This is a genomic window from Stappia sp. ES.058 (assembly GCF_900105595.1).
In the GTDB taxonomy this organism is placed as follows: domain Bacteria; phylum Pseudomonadota; class Alphaproteobacteria; order Rhizobiales; family Stappiaceae; genus Stappia.
Genome location: NZ_LT629784.1, coordinates 3,426,002 through 3,446,100 on the forward strand (window position 1 = coordinate 3,426,002; position 20,099 = coordinate 3,446,100).

General features: G+C 66.1%; 20 protein-coding genes. 9 read left to right on the plus strand and 11 right to left on the minus strand.

The window, feature by feature from the left end; translation table 11 throughout:
- Positions 1–8 precede the first annotated feature (8 nt).
- Positions 9–1,046, minus strand: coding sequence for a TRAP transporter small permease subunit (locus tag BLU32_RS15875; RefSeq protein WP_093808533.1), 1,038 nt, complete (start codon positions 1,044–1,046; stop codon positions 9–11).
- 93 nt (positions 1,047–1,139) lie between these two features.
- Positions 1,140–2,240, minus strand: coding sequence for a TRAP transporter substrate-binding protein (locus BLU32_RS15880; RefSeq protein WP_093808535.1), 1,101 nt, complete (start codon positions 2,238–2,240; stop codon positions 1,140–1,142).
- Between the two features lie 217 nt (positions 2,241–2,457).
- Between BLU32_RS15880 and BLU32_RS15885 the strand changes: the two genes are divergently transcribed.
- The 5 genes from BLU32_RS15885 (at position 2,458) to BLU32_RS15905 (ending at position 6,107) form a co-directional block, all read left to right on the plus strand.
- Entirely contained in the window at positions 2,458–3,231 is a 774-nt protein-coding gene (locus tag BLU32_RS15885; protein WP_093808537.1) for a gamma-glutamyl-gamma-aminobutyrate hydrolase family protein, read from the plus strand.
- Between the two features lie 42 nt (positions 3,232–3,273).
- Entirely contained in the window at positions 3,274–3,927 is a 654-nt protein-coding gene (nthA, locus tag BLU32_RS15890; RefSeq protein ID WP_093808539.1) for a nitrile hydratase subunit alpha, read from the plus strand.
- Positions 3,924–4,583: a nitrile hydratase subunit beta gene (gene nthB / locus BLU32_RS15895; protein WP_093808541.1), complete on the plus strand. Its 660-nt coding sequence runs from the start codon at positions 3,924–3,926 to the stop codon at positions 4,581–4,583. The genes nthA and nthB overlap by 4 nt, the downstream gene beginning before the upstream one ends.
- A gap of 19 nt (positions 4,584–4,602) precedes the next feature.
- Entirely contained in the window at positions 4,603–4,983 is a 381-nt protein-coding gene (locus BLU32_RS15900; RefSeq protein WP_197673807.1) for a nitrile hydratase accessory protein, read from the plus strand.
- A gap of 212 nt (positions 4,984–5,195) precedes the next feature.
- Positions 5,196–6,107 carry a DMT family transporter gene (locus BLU32_RS15905; RefSeq protein WP_093808543.1) on the plus strand — a complete coding sequence of 304 codons (912 nt, stop codon included), beginning with the start codon at positions 5,196–5,198 and terminating at the stop codon, positions 6,105–6,107.
- A gap of 3 nt (positions 6,108–6,110) precedes the next feature.
- Here BLU32_RS15905 and BLU32_RS15910 read toward each other — a convergent pair whose 3' ends face one another.
- Both BLU32_RS15910 and BLU32_RS15915 read right to left on the minus strand, forming a co-directional pair.
- Entirely contained in the window at positions 6,111–7,217 is a 1,107-nt protein-coding gene (locus tag BLU32_RS15910) for a nickel/cobalt transporter (RefSeq protein ID WP_371326976.1), read from the minus strand.
- Between the two features lie 14 nt (positions 7,218–7,231).
- Positions 7,232–7,882, minus strand: a complete 651-nt coding sequence (locus tag BLU32_RS15915) for a DUF1007 family protein (protein WP_093808545.1) — start codon at positions 7,880–7,882, stop codon at positions 7,232–7,234.
- A gap of 319 nt (positions 7,883–8,201) precedes the next feature.
- Between BLU32_RS15915 and BLU32_RS15920 the strand changes: the two genes are divergently transcribed.
- Complete coding sequence (locus BLU32_RS15920; protein WP_093808547.1) at positions 8,202–9,278, plus strand: Glu/Leu/Phe/Val dehydrogenase; 1,077 nt, start codon at positions 8,202–8,204, stop codon at positions 9,276–9,278.
- A gap of 18 nt (positions 9,279–9,296) precedes the next feature.
- On the opposite strand, the gene BLU32_RS15925 is transcribed toward BLU32_RS15920, so the two are convergent.
- Genes BLU32_RS15925 through BLU32_RS15940 form a run of 4 tightly spaced genes read right to left on the minus strand, consistent with a single transcriptional unit; the run spans position 9,297 to position 12,870 of the window.
- On the minus strand, positions 9,297–10,205 hold the full coding sequence (locus BLU32_RS15925) for a LysR family transcriptional regulator (RefSeq protein WP_093808549.1): 909 nt from the start codon (positions 10,203–10,205) through the stop codon (positions 9,297–9,299).
- 58 nt (positions 10,206–10,263) lie between these two features.
- Entirely contained in the window at positions 10,264–10,779 is a 516-nt protein-coding gene (locus BLU32_RS15930) for a DUF2937 family protein (protein WP_093808551.1), read from the minus strand.
- A 55-nt stretch (positions 10,780–10,834) separates the two neighbouring features.
- The gene (locus tag BLU32_RS15935) at positions 10,835–11,809 is read right to left on the minus strand and encodes a WD40 repeat domain-containing protein (RefSeq protein WP_093808553.1); all 975 of its coding nucleotides are present in this window, start codon (positions 11,807–11,809) and stop codon (positions 10,835–10,837) included.
- Positions 11,810–11,814: 5 nt separating this feature from the next.
- Complete coding sequence (locus BLU32_RS15940; RefSeq protein ID WP_093808555.1) at positions 11,815–12,870, minus strand: GTP-binding protein; 1,056 nt, start codon at positions 12,868–12,870, stop codon at positions 11,815–11,817.
- 245 nt (positions 12,871–13,115) lie between these two features.
- Here BLU32_RS15940 and BLU32_RS15945 point away from each other — a divergent pair, with 245 nt between their 5' ends.
- Together BLU32_RS15945 and BLU32_RS15950 are read left to right on the plus strand one after the other, a co-directional pair.
- Entirely contained in the window at positions 13,116–14,879 is a 1,764-nt protein-coding gene (locus BLU32_RS15945) for a 2-oxoacid:acceptor oxidoreductase family protein (RefSeq protein ID WP_172838579.1), read from the plus strand.
- Positions 14,876–15,856: a thiamine pyrophosphate-dependent enzyme gene (locus BLU32_RS15950; RefSeq protein WP_157727714.1), complete on the plus strand. Its 981-nt coding sequence runs from the start codon at positions 14,876–14,878 to the stop codon at positions 15,854–15,856. Before BLU32_RS15945 ends, BLU32_RS15950 begins: the two co-directional genes overlap by 4 nt.
- Positions 15,857–15,862: 6 nt before the next feature.
- On the opposite strand, the gene BLU32_RS15955 is transcribed toward BLU32_RS15950, so the two are convergent.
- Positions 15,863–16,318 (minus strand): methylated-DNA--[protein]-cysteine S-methyltransferase, encoded by a 456-nt coding sequence (locus BLU32_RS15955; protein WP_093808561.1) that lies wholly within the window; start codon positions 16,316–16,318, stop codon positions 15,863–15,865.
- A 150-nt stretch (positions 16,319–16,468) separates the two neighbouring features.
- On the opposite strand from BLU32_RS15955, the gene BLU32_RS15960 reads away from it, so the two are divergent.
- Entirely contained in the window at positions 16,469–17,647 is a 1,179-nt protein-coding gene (locus tag BLU32_RS15960; RefSeq protein ID WP_093808563.1) for a pyridoxal phosphate-dependent aminotransferase, read from the plus strand.
- A 233-nt stretch (positions 17,648–17,880) separates the two neighbouring features.
- On the opposite strand, the gene BLU32_RS15965 is transcribed toward BLU32_RS15960, so the two are convergent.
- Both BLU32_RS15965 and BLU32_RS15970 read right to left on the minus strand, forming a co-directional pair.
- Complete coding sequence (locus BLU32_RS15965) at positions 17,881–18,849, minus strand: 2-hydroxyacid dehydrogenase (RefSeq protein ID WP_093808565.1); 969 nt, start codon at positions 18,847–18,849, stop codon at positions 17,881–17,883.
- A gap of 52 nt (positions 18,850–18,901) precedes the next feature.
- Positions 18,902–20,032 carry a LacI family DNA-binding transcriptional regulator gene (locus tag BLU32_RS15970; protein WP_093808567.1) on the minus strand — a complete coding sequence of 377 codons (1,131 nt, stop codon included), beginning with the start codon at positions 20,030–20,032 and terminating at the stop codon, positions 18,902–18,904.
- Positions 20,033–20,099: the final 67 nt, after the last annotated feature.

A 20,099-nucleotide genomic window follows, 5' to 3' on the forward strand; every position in this document is an offset into this window, starting at 1 on the left:
TGCAGATATCAATGCGCGGCTGACCCGGACATCGAGCGTCCGCCCGGATCCTCGCGAATGTCGGCCGCCGCCTCCAGCAGATAGGCTGTGAAGATGATCAGCATCGACACGGCGAAGACGCCGAGAAAGCCTGCCATCAGATATTTGACGTAGAGACCGAAGCCGGCCTGCGTTGTCTCGTAGGACAGGATCGGCGCGTTGATGATGTTCTGTTTGCCGCCCATCCCGATGATCAGGATGGTCCAGCACAGGCTCATGCCGAGAAAAACCGAACCGATCGCGTTCACATAGCCCTTGGTGCGCGACTTGAACGCGGCATAGAAGACATCGACGCGGACATGTCCCTCGTCCCACATGGTGTAGGCACTGGCGAACAGGAACAGCGCCGCGTACCAGAACCGCACGAGGTCGGCCATGAACGCCTGTTCGTAGGAAAAGATGAACCGTCCGATGACGATCAGCAGTTCGGCAGCGACGACCAGAAGCGCCAGCCAGATGAACCCGATCGAGCGGGAAAACGCTGCAAGCACGACCGACAGCGCGATCAGCGGCATATGCAGGTACGGCCCGCGAAACTGGGACCGGCCGAGGTCGCTGGACAACGCCTCGCCGACGAGGCCATCGAGCAGGCCTTCGACCCTCAGGAAGGAAATCGTGGCATCGACGCACCCGACGATCAGCACGGCAAAGAACGCCGCGCGAATGATGAAGCTGTTGATGGCGACCATCTTCGCGCTGTCCGTGCGCAGCGCCACGGCGGGTGAACGAAGCACATATGCGGCCGCGGCAACGACAAACGCGGCATAGACAAGCATCTGGAGCCACGACAACGCCATGTTGACGGCCCCGTTGGCCACGCCGCCGAAGATCGGCGCCACACCTGGAAGATCGTGCCAATAGGTCAGGTAATTGTTGAGAACGAACGCGGTCATGACGGCCAGCATGGTCCATCCGAACCAGCGAACGATCAGCGCGCTCCGATCGGACCGCCGCGCCGGGTTGTGAAACCCGTCAGCGGTATCCGAAGCCCCTGCGAAGGACGACATGTCGGATTAGCCTCATGCAATGTGGGACGGGGTGTGGAAACGGGACGGAGCGACAAGGCCCCGTCCCGAATGTCACACCGGCAAGACGATCGATCAGATCGTGATGCCCAGCACGCGGTTGCGCTGCTGCGTGTAGCCCGTGTCGGCAAGCAGCATCCAGCGACCGATTTCCGACCGTGCCTTGGCGAAGCTGTCGTGGGTCCTTGCTGCGAGATCGCTGTGCTCGCGGGTTTCCTCGAACACTTCGGCTGCGGCTTCACCGAACGCGTCATAGACTTCGTCGTTGAAGCGCTTCAGTTCGACGCCGTGCTCATTGATCAGCTTGTCGAGATAAACGCCGTTGTTGGCGTTGCTCTCGGCCATCTGGAGCGCGTTTTCCTCGTTGCAGGCGGCCTCGATGATTGCCTGGTCGGTCTTCGACAGACCGTCGAACCATGCCTTGTTCATGCCCATGGCCAACTGCGAACCCGGCTCGTGCATGCCCGGATAATAGTAGTATTTCGCAGCTTCGTAGAACTTCATGAAGTAGTCGTTCCACGGACCGACCCACTCGGTAGCGTCGACCGCACCCGAGACAAGGTTTTCGTAAATCTGACCACCCGGCAAGGACACCGGCGAGGCGCCGAGCTTTGCCATGACGTCGCCGCCAAGGCCCGGGATACGCATCTTCAGACCCTTGAGGTCGTCTGCGGTCTCGATTTCCTTGTTGAACCAGCCACCCATCTGCACGCCGGTGTTGCCGGCGGCAAAGTTCTTGAGGCCGTAGTCGCCGGCGAGCTCGTCCCAGAGCTCCTGGCCGCCGCCGTACTTGATCCAGGCGTCGATCTCGGCATAGGTCAGGCCGAACGGCACGGCCGTGAAATACGCCCAGGCCGGGTGCTTGCCCTTCCAGTAATAGTCGGCTCCGATGTAGGCCTGCGCATTGCCCGAGGCGACTTCGTCGAAAGAGTCGAACGCGCCGACGCGCTCGCCTGCGGCGAAATACTGGACGTTGATGCGGCCTTCGGTCAGGTTTCCGATGCGGGCAGCGAGACGCTGCGCGCTGGTGCCAAGACCCGGAAAGTCACGCGGCCACGTCGACACGATGACCATGTCGGTGGTGCCCTGCGCGATGGCGGGTGCGGCCAGCGTGGTAGCTGCAGCAGCTGCACCTGCGCCGAGTCCGGCATTCTTCAGAAATGAACGGCGATCCATACTTCTCCTCCCACAGAGAAAGAAAAAAAACTGCCGGCAGCGTCTTCCGCTGCGCGACCTTGAAAGTGCCTTCTTGGTTATAGGCACCCTGACTATGATATAAAGCCCATGTGGATGCCCTAGACAAGTGCATCCGATTGCAAGTGGGTAATTTTTTTAACCACTCGTGCATCCGTCCCCGCCGCCTCGTGCGATCCCAACCCTCTCCGGAGCCGCCATGCGAAAGCCTGTCGTCCTTGTCAGCACCGACATCAAGCCACTCGACGGATTCGAGTGGCACGCTGTCATTTCCGCCTATGTGGAAGCCGTTGCCTACGGGTCCGAAGCCATCCCGCTCACGCTCCCCGCCCTTGGTCCGGCAATCGACCTGGACAGCGTTCTGGACCGCGTGGACGGTGTCCTTCTGACCGGAGCCCGCTCCAATGTGCACCCCTCCCTCTACGGCGGCGAGGCAAATGAGGCGAACGGCCCCTACGACATGCGCCGGGATTCGACGACGCTGCCTCTGATTCGCCGGGCCATCGAGCGCCGGTTCCCGATCTTCGCGATCTGCCGTGGTTTGCAGGAAGTCAATGTCGCGCTTGGCGGCTCGCTGATCCCCGAAGTCCACGAGCTCGAGGGTCGGCGCGATCACCGTGCGCCCGACGCGACGGACCAGGATGCCCGGTTCGCGCTCGCCCATCATGTCGAGATCTCTCCCGGCGGGCGCCTGTCCAAGGTGCTCGGCGATGCGCGCATCGAGGTCAACTCGCTGCACCGCCAGGCCGTCGGGCGGCTCGCCGCCGGCCTGAGCGTGGAGGCGACGGCGGAAGACGGCACCGTGGAGGCGGCGTCGGTCGATGCCGTGCCGGGCTTCGCCTTTGCCACCCAGTGGCATCCCGAGTACTGGGTCGGCAGCGACGCCGCATCCAGGCGGCTGTTCGCAGCCTTCGGCGACGCGTTGCGCGCCCACATGCGCATGCGCGACAGTGTCTCCGAGGCGGCCGAATAAGGCCGTCAGACCCGAGAGCTGAACGACACAGGACCCATTTCGATGGCACACGAGCACCCGAACGACCACCATCACGGCGATCATGACCACGGCTCCCATCTGGATGAGACCGATGCGCGGGTCCGCGCACTGGAATCGGTTCTCGTCGAGAAGGGCTATGTCGATCCGGCCGCCCTCGACCTCCTGATCGAGACCTATGAAACGAAGGTCGGGCCGCACAATGGAGCACGGGTCGTGGCCAGGGCCTGGAGCGACCCGGCGTATCGCGACTGGCTGCGCAAGGATGCGACCGCCGCCATTCATTCGCTCGGCTTCATCGGCCGCCAGGGCGAACATATGGTCGCGGTCGAGAACACGCCCGAGGAACACAACATGGTGGTCTGCACCCTGTGCTCCTGCTACCCGTGGCCGGTGCTCGGGCTGCCACCGGTCTGGTACAAGTCTGCGCCCTACCGGGCCAAGGCCGTGCGCGATCCGCGCGGCGTGCTGGCGGACTTCGACGTCTCGCTGCCCGAGCGAACCCGCATCAAGGTCTGGGATTCCACCGCCGAGGTTCGCTATCTGGTCATTCCGATGCGCCCCGCCGGCACGGACGGCTGGAGCGAGGACGCGCTTGCGCGCCTCGTCACCCGCGACAGCATGATCGGCACCGGTCTCGCCCTGTCGCCGGATATGGCCGAAGGCGCGATGCAATGAACGGCGCACAGGACCTCGGCGGGATGATGGGCTTCGGCCCCGTGGTGCCCGAACCGGTGAAGCCTCTGTTCCACGCGGCCTGGGAACCGCGCGCCTTCGCCGTGACATTGGCCATGGGCGCCACCGGCGAATGGACGATCGACATGGCGCGCTTTGCCCGCGAGAGCCTGCCCCCGCCGGTCTATCTGACCTCGAGCTACTATCAGGTCTGGCTCGCCGGACTGGAACGCCTGCTGGCGGAGCGCGATCTCGTCAAGCCAGAGGAAATCGCCGCGGGAAAGAGCCTCGTCGACAGCCGCCCGGTCAAGCGGGTGCTTGCCGCCGACGCCGTCGCAGACACGCTTGCGCGCGGCGGCCCGAGCGAGCGCGACGCCACCGCGCCGGCGCGGTTCAAGGTCGGCGACCGGGTGCGCGCAAAGACGATGAACCCCACAGGCCACACCCGCATTCCGCGCTATTGCCGAGGCCACATCGGCACCATCGAGACGATCCACGGCGTGCACGTCTTTCCAGATACAAATGCGGCGGGCACCGGCGAGAACCCCGACTGGCTCTACGGCGTCGCCTTCGAGGGTCGCGAGATCTGGGGAGAGACCTCGACTGCGGACTTGAGCCTGCGTGTCGACCTGTGGGAGGCTTATCTTGACGACGTTTGAAACGATCTCGCCCGGTGTCGTGCAGGGCCATCCGCGGCAAGACCTTTTCGCCGATCTGCCCCGCGCACGGGACGAACCGGTGTTCCACGCGCCGTGGGAGGCCCGCGCCTTCGCACTCGCCGTTTCGCTCCATGCCAAAGGTCTGTTCACCTGGAGCGAATGGGCCGACACACTGGCCGGGACCATCAAGCAGGCCCAGGCCGGCGGCGATCCGGATTGCGGCGACAGCTACTATCGCCACTGGCTGACGGCGCTGGAGCGCCTGGTCACCGAGCGCGAGGTGACGACCCGCGCGCGCCTGGACGCCCGGCGCGAGGCCTGGGAGCGCGCAGCCGTCGCCACGCCGCATGGCGAGCCGATCGAACTGGGGCGCGACGGGCAGCCAGTGCCACCCGCCTGATCCCGAAGGTGCCGCGCCCGGAACGCCTGTCGTGCAGCGGCACTGGCCATGCTTGGCCGGCACATGTGCGGCTGCCCGCCACGGCTGGTGAGCGCGGCATGGCATCCCCGTCACAAGACAGGCTGGAAAAGCCCGACAGGACGAATTACAACTGACCACAACCTCGGGTTTTTCTTTTTTCGATGACGAACCGCCCCGCCTGGATGACCCACATGCCTATCGCCGACCGCCCGATGCTCGGAATGCTCCTGATGACGGGTTTTTGCGTGCTCGCGCCGCTCGGCGATTCCATCGCCAAGATCCTGGGCGACACTGTCCCGCTGGCGCATCTCCTGTTCGTTCGCTTCGCCATGCAGGCCATGATCCTGGTTCCGCTGGCGGTGGCCAGCCGCATCAATCTGCGGCTGTCGCCACGGGTGCTGAAGCTGACGGTTCTGCGCACCGTGCTGCATATTCTGGGGATCGGCGCGATGTTCGCCTCGCTGCGCTACCTTCCGCTGGCCGATGCGATCGCCATCGCCTTCGTCATGCCGTTCCTGATGCTGCTGCTTGGAAAATTCGTGCTCGACGAGCAAGTCGGCCCCTACAGGCTCGGCGCCTGCGTGGTCGGATTCCTCGGCACGCTTCTGGTGATTCGCCCGAACTACGCGGAGGTCGGCGCGCCGGCGCTTTTGCCGCTTCTCGTGGCGGTCGCCTTCGCGTTGTTCATGCTGGTCACCCGCCATGTCGCCAAGGCGGCGGATCCGATCGCGCTCCAGGGCGTGAGCGGGGTGATCGCGACCGTGCTGATCGGCGCGATCATGCTCCTCGCCCCCGGGCACGGCGGCGCGGCGTTTCCGCTGGAGATGCCGTCACCACGCGACACCGCGCTTCTGGCCGCGATCGGCGTGCTCGGCACGGTGGCGCATCTGCTGATGACCTGGTCGCTGCGTCTCGCACCCTCCGCAACGCTTGCGCCGATGCAGTATCTGGAAATTCCCTTCGCGACGCTGATCGGCTGGATGATCTTCCGCGACCTTCCGGATGCCATGGCCTCGGCCGGCATCGCGCTCACTGTCGCCTCCGGGCTCTACGTCATTCACCGTGAACAGGTCACGGCCCGGCGCGCGCCGGAACAGGCCTGAGCCTCAAAGACCGCCCCAGCCGGCCGCAGCGAGAAACAGCGTTGCGCCCAGAAGAAACACCAGCAGCGCGCCCGCGCCCTCTGCGACGCGGTGCACCAGAACCGCGCTGCCCGCGCCGGTAAGCCTGAGCGCCACGTCCTTGGCGCTGACCGCCAGCGTCGCCAGCACGGAGACCGTCAGTCCTGTGCCGATCGCCATGGCGAATGTCGCAGCGACACCGGCAAGCACCAGCCCTTGCGAGATCGCGAAGACCAGAACCACCAGCGCGCCGGTGCAGGGTCTGAGGCCAACGGCCAGGATCACCGACCAGGCGCGGGCCAGCGACACCGGCTCCATAAGCATTTCTGGCGGCGGCGCATGCACGTGGCCGCAGCTTGAACACGTTTCACCCGCCCCCGCCCCATGATCATGCGCGTGATGATCATGCGCGTGATGATCATGATGATCGTGGCCATGCGCGTGATGGGAGCGGGCATGATGGGAATGGTCGCAGCCGGTCGCGGCAACGGCCTGCGCGCCCAGCGCCGCCGGACGACGCGCCGGCAGGAGCGGACGCAGGATCTTTTGCCAGACGAGGTAGGCGCCAAGCAGCATCACCGCGAGATAGGACCCCAGCTCGAACCAGCGGGTCGTCTCGGTGATGGCGATGGACGTCATGCGCAGGATCACGGTGGCCACCCCGATCAGCACGACCGCGGTCACCGCCTGCGCGAGCGCCGAGGCGAAGGAGAGCGCGATGCCGCGCTTCAGCGTCTCGCCATTGGCCAGCACGTAGGAGGAGATCACGGCCTTGCCGTGTCCGGGGCCAGCGGCATGGAAAACGCCATAACCGAAGGACAGGCCCATCAGCCACCACACGGCGGTGCCGTCGGCCTTGATCTCCTTGATCGCCGCGGTGAGTGCTGAATAGAAGGCCGTCTGCTGCGCCGCGACCCAGGCGAAGAACCCCGACAAAGGCCCGCCCGGGTTCAGTGTTTGCTCCGGCAATCCGACACCGAAGGGCGACGGCGCCGCCACGGCCCCGGTCGCGGACAGGCCGCAGATCGCCAAGACGAGAAACACGGCGGCGAGCGCGGGAATCCTTGCCGAACGGGCGGCGGGCTTCTTCAACACGTCGCGATCTCCTACGAGCAGCCGATGGTCGCGGAATTGGACAGGGTTTCCGTGACCTCCAGCAGGTCGGACGAGAGCTGACGCTCGCTCGCGGGAATCTCGGCCAGGGTGGTCGCGGTCTGGGCGTCGAGCTCCGGGGGGGGCGTGAAACTCAGCTTGCAGGTGTCCGGGGCGTCGACGAGTGCGAAGGGATGCTCCTTCGCCATCTCGAAGGCGACGAAATAGCTCGGATCGAAGACATCGAGTGTCAGCGAGGAGGCGTCGGCGATGATCGGCTCGCTGAGCGGCAGCGTGTAGAACAGCGTCAGCCGGCCGCCATAGAAGTCGAGCCAGTATTCCTCCGGCTCGGCGAAGGCCACCTCCGCCCCTCCCCGATAGAGAAAGGTGAAGAAACCGAATTCGGCCAGCGATTCGACATTGATCTGCGCAAGCGGCTGAAGCTCCGCGCGGGTGAGGTCGCCGTCGCCGTCGGCATCCAGCCCCTGGACCGCAAAAGCGGTAAAGGCCTCGTCGAAGCGCCAGACATGCCGCACGGCATGGACCCGTTTCTGGTCATCAAACACCACTTCGGCCCGCGCCTCGACGAAAACATGCGGATGCGCCAGCGCCGCCGCAGCCGACAGCAACATCGCCAGCATCGCAATCGCCGCACGTATCCCCATACCTGTACCTCTTTTCGGCCCGTCAGATGATTTGCACGGCCCATATTGGCGCGCATCGCGGCAACAGCAAGGCGTGAACCGCACGACGTTGCACCGCAGCACAAATTCCGGAAAGATTTATCCCCGGTTTGACCAATTCATGCGAATTTTTAAACAATTTTGCCAATTTTAGCGTTAGAAAAGAGCGATATTGCTGCAAAATTCACTCATATTTTCCAAACTATCGACGCGGTTCTTAAGCGCCCGCCATGACCGGGAGTTTTTTCCGCACCTCTCGCCCGAAGCGTTTTCACCGCCGGGCCATATCGTGGAGACACCCATGAACGCCCCGATGACACGTCGCGATCTCACGGCGGACACGCCTGCCGTTTTCGATCATCCCGAATTCGCCGGGCACGAACAGGTCGTGCAGGGCCACGATGCGGTCACCGGCCTGAAGACCATCATCGCGGTCCACGACACCCGCCTCGGTCCGGCGCTCGGCGGGTGCCGGATGTGGTCCTACGCCTCCAGCGGCGAGGCGCTCACCGATGCTTTGCGCCTGTCGCGCGGCATGACCTACAAGAACGCGCTCGCCGGTCTCGACCTTGGCGGCGGCAAATCCGTGATCATCGCCGATCCGCGCAGCGAGAAGACGCCGGCGCTCTTGCGCGCCTTCGGGAGGCAGGTGGAGCGGCTTTCGGGCACCTATCTCACCGCCGAGGACGTTGGGATCTCGGCGGACGACATGGAGATCGTCGCGCAGGAAACCGCCCATGTGCGCGGCACAAGCGCCACCGGCCTCGGCGATCCCTCGCCCTATACCGCGCTTGGCATCTTCGTCGGCATCAAGGCCGCACTGCGCCACCGGTTCGGCAGCGACGACCTCTCGGGCCGGACCGTCTGCGTCCAGGGTCTCGGGCATGTCGGCTATTTGGTCGCCGAACTGCTGCACGATGCCGGCGCACGGCTCATCGTCGCCGACATTCACACCCCCTCGGCAGAACGCGCCGTGACGGCCTTCGGCGCGACCGCCGTTCCAGCCGAGGCCGCACATGCGCAAAAAGCCGACGTCTTCGCCCCCTGCGCGCTTGGCGCGGTGCTGAACGATCCTAGCATCGCGGAGCTCGGCGCACATATCGTGGCGGGTGCGGCCAACAACCAGCTCGCCGAGCCGCGCCACGGCGAGGTTCTGCGCGACCGCGATATCCTCTTTGCGCCCGACTATGCGATCAACGCCGGCGGCGCGATCTCGATCGCGCTCGCCCGTCCGGGCGGCGACGACAAGGCCGTGCGCGACAAGGTCCTGGGAATCGCACAAACGCTGACCCATATCTTCCAGCGCGCGGACACGCTCGGCCTGCCCACGCAGACCGTCGCGGACCAGATCGCGGAGGAACGTCTCGCAGGGGCCTGATCCGTCCCCGCGCGGGGATCAGCAGATTTCCCCATTTCGACGCTTTTCGGCAAACCAGTCCGACAGGAAATCAACGAAGGCACGGACCTTTCCCGAAAGGTGCCGTCGGTGCGGGTAAACCACGTGGATCGCCTGCCCGTCGGGCTGGAAAGCATCCAGCACCTCGACCAGCCGGCCCTCCACGATATCCTGGTGCACGAAGATATGGGGCGTGCGCAGGAACCCCAGGCCCTCGCGGGCGGCGACCCGGGCGGCCTGCGCGCTGTTGACCTCGACCCGCCCCTTCACGGCGACGCCGACCTTCGATCCGTCAACCTCGAACTGCCAGTTGTTGCGGAAGCGGTAATTGTTGTCGATGATGCAGGGAACGCCGGCGAGATCCTGCGGATGGCGCGGCGCACCAAAGCGCTCGATCGCCTCGGGAGAGGCGCATACGGTTGCGCGAAACGGGGCGAGCTTGCGCGCGATCAGGCTGGAATCGGTCAGTTCCGTCACCCGGATCGCCGCATCGAAGCCTTCCTCGACCAGATCGACGAACCGGTCCTCGAGCCGGAGATCCACCGAAATGTCCGGCTCCGCCACCAGAAAGGCCATGATCGCCGGATTGATGAAGTCGTCGCCCATCGAGCGTGGCGCGGAGACCCTGAGCGTGCCGCGCGCGGCCTGATGCGTGTTTTGCACCGACGCCTTCAGATCGTCGATCCGGGTCAGAATATCGGTCGCCTCCTTGTAGAAGGCATGACCGACCTCCGTCATCGAGATCTGGCGGGTCGTACGGTTGAGAAGCCGCGCGCCCAGTTCGTCCTCAAGTTCGCCGACGTATTTCGAAACCAGCGCCTTGGAGCGGCCCAGCGCCCGGGCGGCCGCGGAAAACCCGCCCTCGTCGACGACCTTCAGGAAACACCGCATCCGGCTCAACGTGTCCATTCACATCCCCCGCCCCGGGTCCGCCAATTGCGATGCGGTCCAGGGTCCTTGTTCGCCGTCAGGCCTTCTGCGATCCGCGCCGGCGCATCCGCCGGGCCATGCGCCCGGTGACCCGGCCCGTCAGGCCAAGGCCGAAGACGGCGGCGAGAAAGCCGCCTCCCGCCGCAATCGCCCCTTCCATGGTAACGGGCACCGCGGGTTCGAAATCACGATAGGTCGCACTGGCAAGCTGCGGATCGAGATCCGTCACGAAGACCCCCAAACGGCCGAACGGCCCCGCCTCCTGCAGGGCCGCGCGTTGCCGGGTGAGCGCCGCCAGCCTGTCGAGCGATTGCTCCATGCGCCGGCCGCGCAGGACGACCAGCGGATCCTGTGCATTCTCCAGGCGCTGCAGCGCCTCGGGCACGCTCAGTCCATGGCGTGTCGCATCCTCGCGAAAATCGGTCACCACCTGCGACAACGCATCGATCGCGCCGCCCATGCGCTGCCGGTACTGCTGGGCGAACTCGGGAAGCTGTGACGTCGTGGCGCCGCTGACGACGGCAACGCCGAGCACCATGGTGCGGAAAATCATTCCCGGACTCCCTTCCCGTAACGCCCCGGCCGGCAAGCGGGATCGCCGCAAGACGTCAAAGCGAAATCACGCCGGCCTCACCCGCCTCGGTGCCAAACAGCAACCGGGTGCCGCCGGCGTCCCAGCACAGCGCGCTGACCGGCGACCCGCCCGGACGGCGCAACAGCACTTCCTGGCTGTCGGAAAATCGCGCGACGAGGACCATTCCGTCCTGGTAGCCGATGGCGACCACCTCCTCCGCCGGGTGACAGACCACCTGGCTGACGAGTTGATCGCCCCGCGCGCCCAGTTGCAAGGGCTGCTGTCCCATCGGGCCGGTCTTTCCAAAGAACGGCCACAGGATAGCGGCACTGGCGCCCGAGGTCGCCAGATAGCGGCCTTTCGCCGACCAGTGCGTGGACTTCACCTTGCCCGGATACCCGGTCATGCGCATGTCCTGGCCATCCGAAAGACGCCAGCCGTGCAGCGCGTTCTCCTGCATGGTCGTGACAAGATACTTTCCGTCGGGAGAAAACGCGGCCATGGCATGCGCGCCCTTCCACACGAGATCCTGCGGCGGCGCTTCGGTGTTGACCCAATGCAGCGTCGCACCGTCGTAGCGTGACACGGCCAACCGAAGCCCCTTCGGCGCGAAGGCGAGCCCGCCGACGGCGCGCGCCGGCGAAACGTCGCGTGTCTCGCCATTGGGAAGGCGGACCATCGCGCTGCGACCGGAACCGTAGGCGATGGCGCCCTGCGGACCGGCGGCGAGCAGGTCGATCCACTTGCGCGGCAGGTCCGCCATCAGCGTCGCCTCGCCCTCCGCATCGGTACGCATCACGCGCCCGTCGCCGCCACCGGTCAGGATCGCCGCCCCGTCCAGCGTCTTGCAGGCGGCCAGCAAACCGCCGCCATGCACCTCCACCCGGCGCTCGCCATCAGCCGTCAGCATCAACAGCGCGCCATCCCCGAGGGCGAAAACAGGGTCTCCATCGAGAAAAAACGCCGCGACGACGTAGCTTCCAGTGTCATAGGGGGCCACAGAAACCATTCCGCTCACGCCTCGCAGGCCTTGAAGCCGGTTTCCAGCGCATCGAAATCAAGATCGCGACCGATAACGACCAGACGGCTTTGACGCGCCTCGCCTTCTTTCCAGTCGCGCTGGTGATCGCCTTCCAGAATCATGTGGACGCCCTGCACCACATAGCGCTGCGGGTCGTCCTTGAAGGCCATGATGCCCTTGAGCCGAAGGATGCCCGGACCCTGGATCTGGCTGACATTGCCGATCCACTGGAAGAACACATCCGGGTCCAGCTCTCCAGCGGTCATCGAGACGCTCTTCACCGAATGCGGATCCTCATGCCCGTGCCCGTGATCATGCGCGTGCCCGTGGTGACCATGGTCGTGATGGTGGTCATGATCGCAGTCCGGTTCGCAGTCATGCGTGTGCTCATGCTCTTCCAGGAAATGCGGATCGAGCGTGAGAATGCGGTTGAGATCGAAGGCGCCGCGATTGAGAACCGTGTCGAGCGGCACATCGCAGCGCTCGCTGCGCGTCAGCCGGGCATAGGGATTGATCTTCTGGATGCGCGCTTCTACCGCCGCGAGCTCCTCCGCCGTCACAAGATCGGTCTTGTTCAGGAGAATGACGTCGGCGAATGCGATCTGGTCCTGGGCTTCCGTCGTGTCGGCGAGACGCTGCAGCACGTGCCGGCAGTCGACGACGGCGACCACCGCGTCGAGCCGCGCCTTGCCGCGTACGTCATCATCCATGAAGAACGTCTGGGCAACCGGCGCGGGGTCGGCGACGCCTGTGGTTTCCACGACAATGGCATCGAAGCTGCCCTGGCGCTTCATCAGGTTCTCCACCGTGCGGATCAGGTCGCCGCGTACGGTGCAGCAGATGCAGCCGTTGTTCATCTCGAAGATCTCTTCGTCCGACTCGACCAAGAGGTCGTTGTCGATGCCGATCTCGCCGAACTCGTTGACGATCACCGCATAGCGCACGCCGTGGTTCTCGCTGAGGATGCGATTGAGCAGCGTCGTCTTGCCGGCGCCGAGATATCCGGTGAGGACGGTAACGGGGGTCTTGGTGTCCTGGGTGAGGGTCATGTGCCTGCCTGGTCGTCTTGCGGTGGACGGATCGGCCGCATCGGGCGGATCCCGGTCTCTCGTCCCCGCATATGGGGTGTCTCACCCGTCGGACTATAGACTTTCTCGCCATTTGGCAAAGCGCGGGACCACGCGCACTTGCGGCAGATCAATTCCGTCAGGGCGCATCCATGACAGCCTTGGCTCCCGAAGGCGCAAGGCCCGGCGGCCCGCCCTTTTCTTGAACCGGAATGCGGACCAGAGCAATGAACGAATGTTCTCGCAGCGACGGCGTGACGATCCGGATCGCAGGCGAGGTGGATGACGTGCCGCAATTCATCCGTGGCCGATTGGGCCGAACGGACACATCCGCGCGGTTCCGGGTGGAGCTCGACGACACGGCATACGAGACCCCGAACGCCCGCCTCGACGCTCTCGCCGTGTTTTCCGCGGCGTCCCTGCGTCGCCACGGCGCGGATCTGGCCGCCGGCGGAACATTGATCCTCGACAGTGCGGGCTTCACGCCCTCCGCCCTGCAGGCTGCCGGATACGAACGTGATCCTCGCGATGCCCTTCGGCGCGCAGGGCTGCGTCTTTTGACAATCAACATGAGCGCTCTCGCATCGGGTTTTGCCGGCGCGGCACCGACACGAACCGCGCCGCAAGGCAGTTTGCGCATGTACTGGGCGCTTGGTCTGATGCTTGCGCTGCATGGGCACACGACCGCCGCGAGCGAAGCGTGGATCGTGACGTGCTCTGCCGGCGACACCACGCAAGCCCGCAACGCGCTGCGCGACGGCCACGCCTTTGCGCAAACCGCGCGGATACCGCCGACATGGCAGACCTGGTCGAGCGAACGAGACCCGTTCTCCGCCGGCACCTGGCGCAAGGTCACCGGCTCGCAGGCCCTTGCCTTCGGACTGAGCGCGGGAGCGCAAGACCTCGGACTGGACCCGTTCTTCAGTGCTCCCCCCACAGATCATGCCGGCGCTCTGCTTGATGCAATGCGCGACCTGGGACCATCGGCGGGCGTGCGCTGCGTCGAGACGGAAAGTGCGGCTGCCGCGATGTCGGCCGCCCTTGGGGCGTCCTTTGCAGGGGCCATAGGGATCGCTGCGACGGCGGGCAGGGACACGGCCCTTGCCGCGGCGACGCTTGGCCTTGCGGTTTCAGCGGAATTGCCGCTCATCGCGATCGCTATCCAGCGCCCCGGCCCCGCCGCCGGTCTTCCGCCGGGCACGGCCCAGGCGGACCTTTCCTGGGCAATAAACGGACGCACGGGCGACGCCCCCTGCCCGGTGATCGCGCTCCGCTCGCCCGCCCATGCCTTCGCGGTTGCCCGCGAGGCCGTTCGCCTGTCAGTCGCGCACATGACCCCCGTGATCCTGCTCTGCGACGCCCATGCGATGGTTTCCGCCGAAGCCTTTCGCATTCCCTTCCTGCCGCCGGCCTCGCCCCGCACGCCGGCACAGACGCTGACGCACGATTTCCAGCCCTTCGCGCGCGACACCCGCACACTGGCGCGCCCCTGGGCCGTGCCTGGAACCGCCGGCGGCGCGCATCGCACCGGCGGACTGGAGCAGCGTGACGGCAGCGGCGCAATCTCGGGCGATCCCGGAAACCATGCGCGCATGACCATGCTTCGGGAGCGCAAGCTGGCGCTGATCGTCGAGCGGGAGCCGGAGGTCGACCTCGCCAGCGGCACACCCGGCGGCGAAATTCTCCTCGTTGGCTGGGGGTCGAGCTTCACGGCCATCGCGGAAGCGGCCGCCGGCTTGCGCGCGGGAGGCATTCACGCCGCCCATCTGCATCTGGATCTGGTCATCCCGCTGCCGCGCGGCCTGACCGCCCTGGTGGCCTCTTTTCGCCATGTCCTGGTGCCGGAGATGAACGCGGGCCAACTGGTTCATCTGTTGCGTGCCACCTCACTGGTCAACGCCCGCCCGCTGTCGCGCGTGAACGGCCAGCCCCTCTCCGGCTACGAAATCGAGGCAGCCGTATGGTCGCTTCTGAAAGGCGATGCGGCATGAACCGGCACATACAACCCGAAGGGTCCGGACACCCGTCAGACGCCGGCGGCTGGTGCCGGGGCTGTGGCTATCACTCGGTGTTTGCCTCCCTGCAGACCCTCGTGGAGCGAAACGGCCACGCGCAGGAGCGCACCGTCTTCCTGTGCGGCGATGGCTGCCCCTCGCTTCTGCCCGACCCGCCACGCAATTTCATCTTTCAGGGCGCGTCGGGATGCGCCGCGACGCTGGCGCTCGGCGTTACCTCGGCCAACCCGTCGCTCGATGTCTGGGCGATGAGCGCCGATGGCGATGCGCTGGCAGACGGGGCAGCCGCACTGCTGGAGCTGATCCGCCACAACGCCGATGTGAGTTGCCTTGTGTTTCGCGACGCCTTCGCCGGGCGGACCGACAGTCCGCAGAATGCATCGACGACAGCGCTGGAGGTTCCCGGGGGCCCGGTCGTGCCGAACGCCAATGCCTGCCGGCTGGCAATCGGCGCCGGAGGCAGCTTCGTCGCGCGTGCGCACGAAGCACACGACGAGACGCTGCGGACGGTTCTGGCGGCCGCTCAGGCCCATCGCGGAGCGGGATTTGTCGAGATCCTGCAGGTGTGCCTCGCCCGCCACCCCGTCATGGACGTCGGGGCCGAGGAGATGCTGGAGGTGACACACGGCGCGCCGATGATCTTTGGTGCGGATCGCGACAAAGGGCTGCGCCGAACCACTGCGGTGGCCTGCGGTTTCGAGGTCGTGGCACTGACGAAAGGCTCACGCGAGGACGCCGGACTTGCCGTGCATGACGAGACCGACCCCGGACAGGCCATTCTCCTGACGGATCTGCCGCGCCCCGCCTTCCCGATCGTGACCGGGGTGCTCTACCGGCAGCCCGAGCCTCGACCCCGACCTGCCGCCCCGGTGGAACCGGACTTTCAGGCACGCCGCGCGGCGCTGGCGCGGGCCATGCAGGACGCCCCGACGTGGGACGGCACCGGCGAATGACGCCCCTCATAACAAAAAACGAAAGCCGCCCTCGAGCTTGAGCAGCGCGATCTTGGTCTCCACGCCCCCCGCGCCGGAATAGCCGCCGAGTCCGGTCGCGGACACCACCCGGTGACAGGGAATGACAATGGGCACCGGATTGCCGCCGCAGGCCTGGCCGACCGGCTGAGCGGAGGTCGAGAGCGCGGCGGCGATCTCGCCGTAGGTCGCGGTCTCGCCGTAGGGAATGGCACACATCGCCTTGTAGACATCCTGACGAAAGGCGTTGCCGGCCGGCGCCAGTGGCAGGTCGAACGCCAGGAGATCGCCGGCGAAATACGCCTCTATCTGGCGGGCAGCCTCCTTGAGAAGCGGCGAGGACGCCGCCCTGTCGCCGCTGACCCACGACAGGCGCACCAGCGCGCCGTCGCGCTCTTCCAGTTCCAGATCGCCGACCGGGCTGCTGATATGGGCAATCGTCATGGGTCGGCCTTTTCGCCTTCGAAGCACGCCGGATGTGCTGCCGCAATGCTGGCAGTTTCGCAAACCGGTTGCGGGCGCTACAAGATGAGCAGGACATCAGGGCCGGGACAAGGCCGAAAGCGGGCCGGAACGATCCGCAGGGGAGGACACATGCTGAAAACCATCGAGGGCTTCAACCGGATCGGCGAGGAAAACGCCTTCGCCGTGCTCGCCCGCGCAACCGCTCTCGCGGCCGAGGGCCGCGACATCATCAATCTCGGCATCGGCCAGCCGGATTTCCGCACGCCGGACCACATCGTCGAGGCCGCGGTCAAGGCATTGCGCGACGGCCACCACGGCTACACGCCGGCGACCGGCATCCTGCCGCTGCGCGAGGCGGTGGCGAAGGACCTGCACACCCGCCTTTCGGTCGACGTTTCGCCGGACAATGTGGTCGTCGTGCCGGGTGGCAAGGTCACCATGTTCATGGCGATCCTGATGTTCGGCGAACCGGGTGTCGACATCCTCTATCCCGATCCGGGCTTTCCGATTTATCGCTCGATGATCGAGTTCACCGGCGCGCGCCCCGTCCCCGTGCCGATCCGCGAGGAAAACGGCTTTGCCTTTTCCGCGGAAGAGACGCTGTCGCTGCTGACGCCCGAGACCCGTCTGGTCATCCTGAACTCGCCCGCGAACCCGACCGGCGGCGTCACGCCGCGCGCCGAGATCGAGGCGCTTGTCAGGGGGCTGGAGGCCCGGCCCGACATCGCCATCCTGTCCGACGAGATCTACGGACAGATGACCTATGACGGCGCGCCGCATTGCTCGCTGCTGGAGTTCGAGGCGGTGCGCGACCGGCTGATCCTGCTCGACGGCTGGTCCAAGACCTACGCGATGACCGGCTGGCGCATGGGCTATGCCGTGTGGCCTGACCAGCTGATCGACAAGGCGCGCAAGCTCGCCGTCAACGCCTGGTCCTGCGTCAACGCACCGGCGCAATATGCCGGCCTTGCCGCGCTGGAAGGCCCGCAGGACGCGGTTGCCGCGATGATGCGCGAATTCGACAGTCGCCGGAAACTGGTGGTGGAGGGTCTGAACGCCCTGCCCGGCGTCTCGGCGCGCACGCCGGCGGGCGCCTTCTACGCCTTTCCCAACATCAAGGAGACGGGATGGAAGGCCAAGCCGCTCGCCAGCGCGCTTTTGGAGGAGGCCGGCGTCGCGGTGATCGGCGGGCCGGATTTCGGCATTCTGGGCGAGGGCTACATCCGCCTGTCCTACGCCAATTCGGCGGAAAACATCTCCCGCGCGCTCAAGCGCATGGAGGCGTTTCTCGGCGAAAACGCGCCGTGAACGGGTGACCAGCGCGCCAGGGTCATGCCCCGGTGATGCCGGTCCCGAAGAACAGCAGCGAAAAAAGCGCCCACGACAGGACGGTGCCGATCCGGCTCATGTGAATATGCATGGGCTTTCCCCCAACACAGGGCGGGTGCGGGCATTGCGCCGCGACAACCGCTCGCACGGCCGCCCCGGCCGCTTCCTTTCCTAAAATGCGACCGGTTTCGTTAAGAGGCGGTTAAGAAAGCTTACCCTGTCTTCACGAAAGGGGTTTCGGCGACAGGCGTGAGCGGGCGGCCGTCGCGGAACCAGGACGCCAGATTGTCGACGACCAGTTGCCCCATGGCGTCACGGGTGTGACGCGAGGCCGATCCGACATGCGGCAGGAGCACGACATGCTCCATGTCCATCAGCGCCTGCGGCACCTGCGGCTCCTTGTCGAAGACATCGAGGCCGGCCGACAGGATGGTGCCGTCCCGAAGCGCCGCGATCAGCGCCGGCTCGTCGATCACGGTTCCGCGGCCGACATTGACGACGATCCCGTCCGGCCCCAGCGCCGCCAGCACCCGTCGGTCGACGATGCCCCGCGTCGCCTCACCGCCCGGTGCCACCACCATCAGCGTGTCGCAGGCCCGCGCCAGCCCCTCCAGCGTATCGTGATAGGGATAATCGACATCCGCGCGCTGCGTGCGCCCGTGGTAGCGCACCTCCATTCCGAAGGCCTCCGCGCGCCGGGCAATCGCCTGGCCGATGCGCCCGAGACCCAGAATACCGAGCGTGCGTCCGCGCAAGGTGGCCGGTGTCAGCGGATAGGGGCCGTCCGCCTCCCAGCGCCCGGCGCGCAGGTAGCGCTCCGCGGCCGACAGCTGACGCACGGTCATCAAAAGAAGGCCAAACGCGGTATCCGCGACCTCTTCGGTCAGGACGTCCGGCGTATTGGTCACACAGATCCGGCGTTCGCCGCAAAAGGCGGCATCGACGGAATCATAGCCGACGCCGAAATTGGCGACGATTTCCAGCGCGGGCATTCGCTCGATCAGCGCCCGGTTGACCGGAACATGCGCGCCGCTGGCGATCCCGCGCACGTTCTTCAGAAGCGCCGGCGAGAGCCCGTCCACCTCACCGGGGCCGGCCCGGTGCACGGTGAACTGGCGGGAGAGCTGCTCTCCGACAATCGCGGGCGTGCGCCCCAACATCAGAATTTCGGCCAAGGCCATATGCGTCCTCCAGAAAATCGGCCCGCGCCGTGACTGGTCGCGGGCGGGATGGTCAATGTTGCGGTGAGGAAGCCGGGATCGACGCCCGTGCGTCGCTCTCACTGCGCGGCGGCGGCGTCGATTCGCGCACCCGCAGTTCGGGCAGGATCGGCGCGGGCACCGGACCGACCGGCGCGCCGGAAATCTGGCGCAGCATCAAGGCGGCGGCGATCTTGCCGATCTCGTCGGGCTTGTTCCAGACCGAGGTGAGCGCCGGCGTGCGGCTCGCCGCGCCGTCGGTGTCATCGTAGCCGGCGACCGCAATGTCGCGCCCGGGCTCCACGCCTGCCCGACGCAGGGCCGACAGCAATCCGTGCGCGATCAGGTCGTTGAAGGCGAACACCGCCGTCGGACGCGGCCTGGCGCTCAACAGTTGCCCCACCGCATCGCGTCCGTCCGCCGTCGTCATCAGTTCGGGGATGTCGAGCTGAGCGGTGACATCGATGCCGGCGTCCTGAAGCGCCAGCTTCCAGCCCAGATTGCGGTCGTGGCCCGACGAGCTTTGCCGCCGCCCGCCGATCATCGCGATCTGCCGGTGGCCCTGGGCGATCAGATGCGACACGACCATGCGCGCGCCCGCGACGTCGTCGCTGCGCACCACCGGCACGCGGGCGCCCGGCACGTCCCGGCAAATCAGTGTCACGGGAATACCGCTGTCGGCCAGGCCATTGATGGCCTCGACCCGCGTCCCGACAGAGGCGCAGATCACCAGCCCGTCGACGCGATGCTGCATCAACGTGTCGATGAAGCGGGTCTGACGATCGACGTCGTCGCGGTGATTGCAAATGAGGACCACCTGGTTCTCGCGGCCGAGCTCGTCCTCCAGCGCACGGAAAACTTCCGCGAAATAGGGATTGAGAATATCGTGAACCGCGACGCCGATCATGTTGGAGCGCGCGGTGCGAAGCGCGGCGGCCGAGCGGTTGTAGACATAGCCGGCGTCAAGCGCATGCGCCTTGATGCGTTCGCGCGTCGCCGGCGCGACCAGCGGCGAATCCCTGAGCGCGAGCGAGACCGTGGCGGTCGAGACGTCGAGCGCCTCCGCCATGTCGCCGAGCGTGAGCCGGCGTGCGCTGTGCCGCCCGCCGGGTTTGCGATCCGACGCCGATGCCGGTGCGTCCGGCGGTCCTTTCGGCGTCTTCATGCTCACTGCTCAACCTCTGATTCAATCGATTGAAGTGTTGCCAATCGCGGCCCCGCTGGCAAGCGCG